11 protein-coding genes are annotated in these 8,535 nt (G+C 32.7%); 9 read left to right on the forward strand and 2 right to left on the reverse strand.

The window, feature by feature from the left end; translation table 11 throughout:
* Both BN988_RS18185 and BN988_RS18190 read left to right on the forward strand, forming a co-directional pair.
* A partial coding sequence (locus tag BN988_RS18185; RefSeq protein WP_036578748.1) for a replication initiation protein occupies positions 1-956 on the forward strand: 956 nt, incomplete at its 5' end.
* 281 nt (positions 957-1,237) lie between these two features.
* A complete protein-coding gene (locus tag BN988_RS18190) occupies positions 1,238-1,879 on the forward strand; it encodes a hypothetical protein (RefSeq protein WP_036578754.1) in 642 nt (213 codons plus the stop codon).
* 30 nt (positions 1,880-1,909) lie between these two features.
* On the opposite strand, the gene BN988_RS18195 is transcribed toward BN988_RS18190, so the two are convergent.
* A complete protein-coding gene (locus tag BN988_RS18195) occupies positions 1,910-2,131 on the reverse strand; it encodes a hypothetical protein (RefSeq protein ID WP_036578749.1) in 222 nt (73 codons plus the stop codon).
* 603 nt (positions 2,132-2,734) lie between these two features.
* On the opposite strand from BN988_RS18195, the gene mobV reads away from it, so the two are divergent.
* The 4 genes from mobV (at position 2,735) to BN988_RS18470 (ending at position 5,742) form a co-directional block, all read left to right on the forward strand.
* Positions 2,735-3,958: a MobV family relaxase gene (gene mobV / locus BN988_RS18200; protein ID WP_051558117.1), complete on the forward strand. Its 1,224-nt coding sequence runs from the start codon at positions 2,735-2,737 to the stop codon at positions 3,956-3,958.
* Positions 3,959-4,095: 137 nt separating this feature from the next.
* A complete protein-coding gene (locus BN988_RS18205; RefSeq protein WP_036578750.1) occupies positions 4,096-4,647 on the forward strand; it encodes a helix-turn-helix domain-containing protein in 552 nt (183 codons plus the stop codon).
* A gap of 304 nt (positions 4,648-4,951) precedes the next feature.
* Positions 4,952-5,122: a hypothetical protein gene (locus BN988_RS19030; RefSeq protein WP_155988336.1), complete on the forward strand. Its 171-nt coding sequence runs from the start codon at positions 4,952-4,954 to the stop codon at positions 5,120-5,122.
* Positions 5,123-5,259: 137 nt separating this feature from the next.
* The gene (locus BN988_RS18470) at positions 5,260-5,742 is read left to right on the forward strand and encodes a DUF3967 domain-containing protein (RefSeq protein WP_051558119.1); all 483 of its coding nucleotides are present in this window, start codon (positions 5,260-5,262) and stop codon (positions 5,740-5,742) included.
* Positions 5,743-5,839: 97 nt separating this feature from the next.
* On the opposite strand, the gene BN988_RS18215 is transcribed toward BN988_RS18470, so the two are convergent.
* Entirely contained in the window at positions 5,840-6,097 is a 258-nt protein-coding gene (locus BN988_RS18215) for a hypothetical protein (RefSeq protein WP_036578752.1), read from the reverse strand.
* 251 nt (positions 6,098-6,348) lie between these two features.
* Between BN988_RS18215 and BN988_RS18220 the strand changes: the two genes are divergently transcribed.
* From BN988_RS18220 to BN988_RS18230, 3 genes are all read left to right on the forward strand, one after another.
* On the forward strand, positions 6,349-6,747 hold the full coding sequence (locus tag BN988_RS18220) for a helix-turn-helix domain-containing protein (protein WP_051558121.1): 399 nt from the start codon (positions 6,349-6,351) through the stop codon (positions 6,745-6,747).
* Positions 6,719-7,285: a hypothetical protein gene (locus tag BN988_RS18225; protein ID WP_036578753.1), complete on the forward strand. Its 567-nt coding sequence runs from the start codon at positions 6,719-6,721 to the stop codon at positions 7,283-7,285. The genes BN988_RS18220 and BN988_RS18225 overlap by 29 nt, the downstream gene beginning before the upstream one ends.
* A 342-nt stretch (positions 7,286-7,627) precedes the next feature.
* Positions 7,628-8,158, forward strand: coding sequence for a tyrosine-type recombinase/integrase (locus tag BN988_RS18230; RefSeq protein WP_036578760.1), 531 nt, complete (start codon positions 7,628-7,630; stop codon positions 8,156-8,158).
* Positions 8,159-8,535: the final 377 nt, after the last annotated feature.

Raw genomic sequence — 8,535 nt, forward strand, 5'->3', positions numbered from 1 at the left:
CTCGCGAAAATAGCATTAAAAAGAGTAATGACTTGTCTATGGCGAAATTGAGCCAGGGATTAACACTTAATCAGATGCAACTCTTGGCATATGCGATCTATTCAACGCAGCAGGATGGAAAAACTGAGTTTATAAAGGCTGATTTTGAAAAGAAGTTTAACATTGAAAAATATCGAACAAAAGATGCCTACGAGGATTCTGACAAGATTTTAGGTTTAAAAGTATCAACACAAGATTTAGAAAATGATAAATTTAAATTTTGGAATGCTTTTTCAAGCATGGAATATGACAAAGGACATTTTATTTTTGAATGGAATTCTAAAATGATTCCACATATTTTAGAACTGAAAGAAAAATATGTAACAACTGATCTAACTGTCACCTCTAAATTTAAAAGTGGTTTTAGTTGGACTCTATATGATTATTTAAGAGCACATTATGGTTACTGGCATAAACTTATTCCCAAAGAATCCTTAATGAAGTTATTTAGTGTAGAAAATAGAAAAACATATCAAAATACAGCTCAATTCAAACGTGGTGTGCTTGATGTTGCAATTGCTGAAATCAATAAATTCACAGAATTAGATATAAGGTATGAGGAAGAAAAAGAAGGTCGTGCAATTGTTGGTTTTGATTTAATTTGGTCTACTGGAACAAATAAAAAAAGTGCAACAAAGAAACAAATAAAAGAGCTAAGGACAACGGTTGATACTGTTATTAAGGATTCACTTGTCTTTGTTGATCTAAATGATGAAAAAAATCGTCAACGGGCAATAAATATCGTAAAAGAAATTAAAGAGATGCTTCCGCATACAACTGAGCCTATTTGCATTACATACGAAAAAGCTAATGATTTAATTTCTAAAGCTAATGATAATCTAAAAGAATTAAACAAGTTATTAGAAAAAGAAAAGGGGAGAGATACCTCCTTCTATTACAATTGGTTAGATGAATAGAAAAAAGAGGGTGACGACTCCCCTGACAGATCCTTATGATACGCAGACTTGCTAATTCATAGCGTGAATTGGGACGATACTTAATTGATAGTTTAGTAGAATAATTCTTCAGTAAAAAAACAGAAAATTATAGCTAGTTTTATCTTAATGATTATAGGTATTTTGTCGGATTATTAACAAATTTATACAAAAAAGAGGTATTTTGCTTATTCTTGTAGAAATCTTATAGCATGGAAATTGATTTCCAAAAAAAAAAAAAGGGGAATAGGGAGGAAGTTTTTATGTTAAAAAAGATTGGTTTAGTTGTTATGTCATTGGTTCTGCTTATGTCATTAGGTGTCCCAGGCGTAGCTCAAGCATCTAGTATTTACAGTAAGGTAACTAAAGAACAAGTTGAAAATACTGAGGTTTTAATTGATGTCATTAATGAGTTAGATCAAAAATTGGATATGGAGAACCTATCGTCTAATTCTCAAGAAGAAGTAAATAAATTGAGTAAAGAAGCAAAAGAATTGTATAATTCAATTTTGAATTATAGCGATCAGAAGACTACTTCTTTAACAGAGAATGATGCTTTAGTAATTTTGAGTATGTATGTGAATAAAGATACTGGTGAAATAACTAAAAATAAAGAATCCACTATACAACCAATGGGAGTTATAAATTATAAAGAATACAAAATTAGTAATGCTAAAATAAATAAATTAGTTAAATTAGCAGGTTTACACGGTGGATTTTGGGCTACAGCTACAGCTATAGCTAAGGTTTTTGGTAAAAGTCCGACTGCATTAACTTTAATGATAGCAGCAGTACCGGTGTTAGGCGTAGCTGGACTAAACAACTGTAATTCTAAAGGAAAAGGTGTTATCATAACAAAAATAGGTTCAGGAGCCACAAACTCTTATTTTTGTTCATCTCAGTAATCGTAATAAAAAAACAACGTAAGCCGCAGCTTACGTTGTTTTTTTATACTTTATAAGCTTAGATAGATACTCACTTACAAAAAATATTATTAATCCTGTGATTAATAATAAAAAAGAGTTAACACTAATATTTTTACCAAAAAACTCAAGAATACTATTTATTAATAAAAATCCAGCCCAGTAAATAAACGTACAAAAAAGAGCTATATTAATACTTTTTTTATCCGCGTTTTTATTTGGTTTAAAAAACAATAGAACATCTCCTTTTCTTTTTATATAATCCAATTTCCGTTATCATATCAAAAAGGTAAAAATCTTACTATGGCACTTTTTTGGTCTAAGCTTTTTAATAGCTGTGATATTACTTGTAAAAAACGTCATAAATTCATATGAAATTCGTTGAGTCGCCTAAAGGGGGTGGCTTTTTTAGTCTGATTTCGTTTTGACTATTGTTTAAGGTTCAGAAAGGGAGAACCCAAAAAGTTATAAAAAAATAAAGGATTATTAGAAGATAACATCAATAAAAAATAAATATCATATCCCTTTAGGGAAAGAAGTGAGGATACTAATGAAAATGAAATTCAATTTTGAAATCAAAATTTCGAAACCGGTATTAATTTATGTGCTTTTGTTCATTTGATATTTGGGTTAAGTAAAAACAACCGAATCTTATGAGGATGTTTTTCTAAAAAGTAACTTCGGCTGCAGGTACAAGTTCCGCAGCCGAAGTTACTTTAATTCGCCTAAGGCGAACCGGTTTTAATCTTTTGCCTCGGAGAGCACCGTAACTTTGCTTGCAAAGTGTAGTGTGCTACACTTTCCTTAGGAATCTTTTGACGAGGGGAGTGCTTCATCTTGAGTTATGCGGTCATTCATATGCAGAAAGTGAAGGGCAATGGCGTTACAGGAATGCAAATACATAATCAAAGAGAAAAAGAAAGTGACACCAATACGGACATTGAAAAAGATCGATCTCATCTCAATTATGATCTAGAGAATCCATCTTCTATTGATTATCACGAGAAGATTAAAGGGATGATTGACGAACGTGTGGACCAGAGCAAACGAAAAGTAAGAAAGGATGCAGTCAAGGTTGCCAGTTTTATGATCACGTCGGATAAAGACTTTTTTGACCGAATTGGAGAGAAAGAAGAAAAACGCTTCTTCGAAGTGGCTCGTAATTTTATTGGAGAACGTTATGGGAAAGACAATATAGCCTACGCCATGGTGCACAAAGATGAGAAAACGCCCCATATGCATTTAGGGATGGTGCCGATCACCGAGGATAACCGATTATCAGCAAAAGACTTCTTCGGAAAAAAACAACAATTGCATCAGCTGCAGGATGATTTTCATGCTCACATGCAAGAGCATGGGTTTGATTTAGAACGGGGCATCTCTAGTGATAGGAAGCATTTAGATACAGCCAAATTCAAACTCCAAACGGTTCAAGAGAAAGTGAATGAATTGGAATCAGAACTGACGGAAAAGCAACAAGAAAAAGGGCAGGTGGAAGCATCTATTGAAGCAATTCAAACGGAATTGAAGGATTTAACAAGCTCAGTAGAGCATTCTAAACTAGTTGAACAAGTCGAATATAAAGAGAGTGGTTTAATCGGTCCCAAAACGGTAAAATTAGCCAGTTCTGACTTCGATAACATCAAAACCCTAGCGAAGGTCTCAGAAACGCTTAAAACGCAAAATAATGCTATCTATGTCCAAAATAAACGTATTGAAGGAGAATTAAACTCCTTGAACAAAGAAAATCGGCAATTAAAAAAGGAAAATAGACAGCTGAAACAAGAAAACAAGGAATTAAAACAGGAGATTAAATTTTGGAAGCGTACGATCGAAAAATGCAAAGTGCTATTTAAAGACCAGGTTCAAGAGATTGGGAGGAAAGTGGGGGCAGTGAAGGTCGGAGTCTTGGAGAAAATGGGGATGGAGCTTTATAAAAAGTTTTTCACTGATCAAGAGGAGGTTTTTGGTGCCCAATCCTTTGCAGGAGTGCAAAAAGAACATAGAGAAGAACAAAAACAAAAGAGAAAGGAAAAAGAACAAGAAGAACTTGAGCGATAAAGTGAAAATTTTTTATAAAGGAAATACGGATTTACAACGCTAATGACTTTTATGAGTAAACTTTTCTTGCATTAACACAACAATTGTTGTATTATTTGCTTAACACAACAATTGTTGTGTTAATGAGGAGGTCTGTTATGGACGTTTATACTGTTGATCAAGCTCTGGAACTATTAAAAAAGTATAAAATCACCACTCATAAAGAGAGTTTGCGCCGTTGGTTACGAAACGGAAGGATCAAAGGCATCTCTCCGACTTCACGTAAAGAAGGATGGAGAATTAACGAAGAAGATTTGTGGAGGTTTATTCAGTCTCAACTTCCAGAAGATATTAATTTGAATCAAAACACAACAAATGTTGTAAAAGAAAGTGAAAATAAAGAATCTGTACGAGCTGAAATGTGGTGGGAGATCGTTAGCCAGAACGTTTTTCAAGGTTTTGTAGATGTTAAGAAAAAACAAATATGGGAATGTATCGAGCATAATGGTCATTCAAAAGAGTTTGGTGAATACGTATGGGCAGAGCTTCAAGATATATCTTGGTATGCTCAACCTCGAATCCCATATCTCTTAGATGCTTGTTTATTTGATGGGAAAAGAATAAAGTTGGATGATACTTACGGAAGCCTGGAAGAACAAATATTTTTCCCAGTGATTGAGGAGATCCGGAAGAAAAGAATAGCAAAATAAAATTTAAAACAACTTAGATTGTTTTAAATTTTATCATTTGGGTCTATTATCTATTAATTTTTTTAGGAAAGAGAAAAGGGTGAACTTGAGCGATAAAGTGGAAAATTCACAAGAATCGGATAAATTGCTGGAAGAGTTGAATTGAAACCTCGGTACCTTAGATAATAAAGAAGTTAAAGTCTCTTCTCTGGAATGACTGGAAAACAATAAAAAGTAGGATGTTATCTAAAACACTGCAAGAAACGGCTTTTTTTTGAGTAATAAAAAGAGACCGTGGCGAGACAGATTATAGGAGGGATGGTAAGTGAATAAAGCGATGGAATATGTAAAAGCAACTCAAGCCATGGAAGAATTGATTATTTCAAAAGAACAGGAAGAATTGATTTTGGATAGCTTGAACGGAGAGATTAGTGAGGAGGAATTTGAAAAGAAGGCAAAAGAAATAGCAAATTGGTCGGTTAAACGGAAAAAATGAATATGTCTTCATATTATAGGATTAGTTAGTATTTATGGGCTTGTTATTCTATCTTGCTGAGCATAAAACACATACTAAAATGGTGGTGGTGGCTGGAAGGTGGTTAGTGTATAGTTGGTAATTAAAGGGGGGGGACTATGGAAAAATGGCTTTCTATTAGTGAATTAAGTGAACTTACCAAGATTCCTGAAACCACCATAAGAAGATACGTAAGTAAATTTAGGGATTATTTTCGATATGATACGAGAGGGAGAACGAAAAAATACCATCCTGATACTATTACGATATTGAAGAAAATCGCGGCTCTTTATAATGAGGATTACCAAGCACCAGAAATTGACGATATATTAGCGCAACAGTTTCCTTTTGTAGTAGAAGAACAACCATCCAACCACCAACCACCAGTAAAGACTGTAGAACAACAATTTGAGGAATTTAAAGAGCAACAAGAGCAATTCAATCATAAAGTGCTTGAGAAGCTTCAAGAACAGCAAGATTACATAAAGAACTCAATTGATAGGCGAGATAGCGAGTTATTAAGTGCTATAAAACAGATCCAAGAAACAAAAAAAGAAATTGCTGCAGCAAAAGAAAAAAAATGGTGGGAATTTTGGAAATAAAAAAGTAGACACTCAGGTGTCTACTTTTTTATTTATGCCGATAATGCTAAAATAGCAAAAAAGTATATTGATTTATTATATAGCCAATTTCAACTACTTAATTTTTATATTCAATCTCATATTTTCCGAGGTTATATGCTTCTTTTAAAAGTGACTTTAATTTTACACGTGTAACTCGAGCCATCTTATTATGAAGAGAAGAACATTCATATACAGGGACGTTAATAACATTGATTACCCGATCCTCAAATTTATTCGCCACAGTTTTATGTTTAAGATGAGCTTTTTCACCACAAAAACATTGTGTTTCTTTAGGATAAGCAATCATTGTATTAATCCTTTCTGCTTGAATCATATTTTTCTCCCCCCTATTAAGATATAATTCTTTACTTACTTATATTATAACTTTTTTAATCTTTTTTTAAACAGGAACCTATGTATTAAATGTTTTCTCAATACTACTAAAGTAGTATTGAGAAAACATTTAATACACTATAGTTATAATAATTATAGTTAGTATGCAATTTTTTTCGTTGCTATTTGAAAAAAAATGCAATACTAACTATAATATATAGGTGAATGGTAAAAAAAGGGTGGTATAATATAATGGATAGTGACAAAAGAATCCAAGCAACTGAATTAAGAAGAAATCATTCCCAATGGAGAGATAAAAATTTTTTTAATAAGGAAGGCTTCTTCCCAGTATTTGAGGATTTCAAATATTACCTACCAAAAATATCGGGAGGAGCAATTTCATTATTTATCTATATAGGGCTTCATTCTAATAATAAAACCGGTGAATGTTATCATGACATACAAAGAATAGCTGACTACTTTGGCAAATCTCCTAGAACAATTAGTTCCTGGTTTAAAGAACTTGAAGATGTTGGTTTAATAAAAAGATTACAGCTAAAGTTGAATGGAGTGTCTCACACGTTCATTCAGCCGTATAGCAATTTAGGGGGCGAGGGAAGTTTTGAAAACAAAGAGGAAAATAATAACTAAAGATCAGGTAGAGTACACCATAGATGTTACAGAAAAGGTTGTACAATTAACTGATAAGCAATTTTTGTCTTTAGAAGACTCTATACAACGATTGGAATCAGAAATCATAGAGGAAAAAGGAATTAATCTGTACAACATACCGGAGGAGCAAAGCCAAAAAATCCTAAATGAACTTGACAGGATTATAGGGGAGTTCACTATTGATGAATTACTAGAATATGAGATTATAGATTTTCATAGTCATGCCTTAGAAAGAATAGGTGATGAAAAGATCTGTATTGACCGAAGATGGACATATGAAAATGCTGATAAAGAAATAGCAGAATGTTTAAAAAGAGCATACAGCGTTGAGCAAGTACGGTTACGATTTAATAAGATGACAAAACGCAGTTGGAAACAATTAGCGTTTAACATAAAGGGTAGTATCGGGAGAGGTGCAGAAAGACGTGACGGAAATGTAGTTATTAATTTCGATGAAGATCCTTTAGGTGATGAACAAGTTATGGTAATTACAATTTTAGAACCAGAATATAAATAAGTGTTTATCTAATTATGGACAAGCTTTTATTTATATTAAGGTCACAAATAAAGAGTAGTAGGTGCATTAAGCATTAATGCACCTACTACTCTTTATTAAAAAAAGGCGACTTGATTCTAGTTAATTTAATCGTCTTTTTTTGCAATTCAAATGAAAGTAACATAATAACAATTATGTTACTTTAGAAATCACTATAATACTAAGTTTGTAAAAAGAGTCCAGTGTGATAGAAAATCAGGTAAATATGTTACATTCAAAACGCTGGTTTACTATGTTTTGGGAGATGTTTATAAAGTGGAGAGAGTTATCAGTAAAAAAGATGAAATTAAAGATGTGCAGCCTATGCGATCATTAGAAAAAATTGAAGATATGAAATGGTCCCTCCAAAAATGGTGTGGCCAACGTGACTACATTATGTTTTTAATTGGTATTAATACTGGTCTCCGTGTCAGTGATCTATTAAAACTAAAAGTAAAGCATGTTAAAGGAAAGAAAAAAATCACAGTAAGAGAGGGGAAAACCCAAAAACCTAGAGTTATTCACCTAACAAACATATACGACGAAATACAAAGCTTTGCAGAATGCCAAATAAAGACCTCTGAGTGGCTTTTCTCAAGCCGGAAGGGAAACATGCCTATAAGTAGAATACAAGCTTACAGACAGCTTAATAAGGCCGCGGAAATGGTTGATATTAATGATGGAGTCGGAACACATACCATGCGAAAAACATTTGGGTATTGGCATTATAAACAATTTAAAGATGTAGCTGAATTACAAATGATTTTAAATCACTCACATCCAGAGGTGACATTGAAATATATTGGTATTACCGATGAACAAATAGAAAATAACTTAAATAATTTTTATTTATAAAGGGATTTCTGTTTTTTTATGTTGTACTTATTATTTTTTTTAGATTAATTACTTTAATTATATTTAGGTCAAGCCAAACTCCTTGGGGCCCAAGGAGTTTGAGTTTTAAAAGTGTAAAATGTCTCCCTTAACTGTGTAAAATGTCTCCCTTAACCATGTAAATTTTCACCTTTTAAATGTGTATTTATGTATTTTGATACACATTTAATTGACTCGTAAGAGTATTGTTGTTAATATAATACACGTAGTGAGGGGTGTTTTTTACATTGTAAGAGGGGAGAGGGAAACTTGGCCAGAAAAAATGAAAAAGAACATGTAGTTTCTCGCGAAAATAGCATTAAAAAGAGTAATGACTTGTCTATGGCGAAATTGAGCCA

The organism is Oceanobacillus picturae, from assembly GCF_000612865.1.
GTDB classification, from domain to species: Bacteria; Bacillota; Bacilli; order Bacillales; family Amphibacillaceae; genus Oceanobacillus_B; species Oceanobacillus_B jordanicus.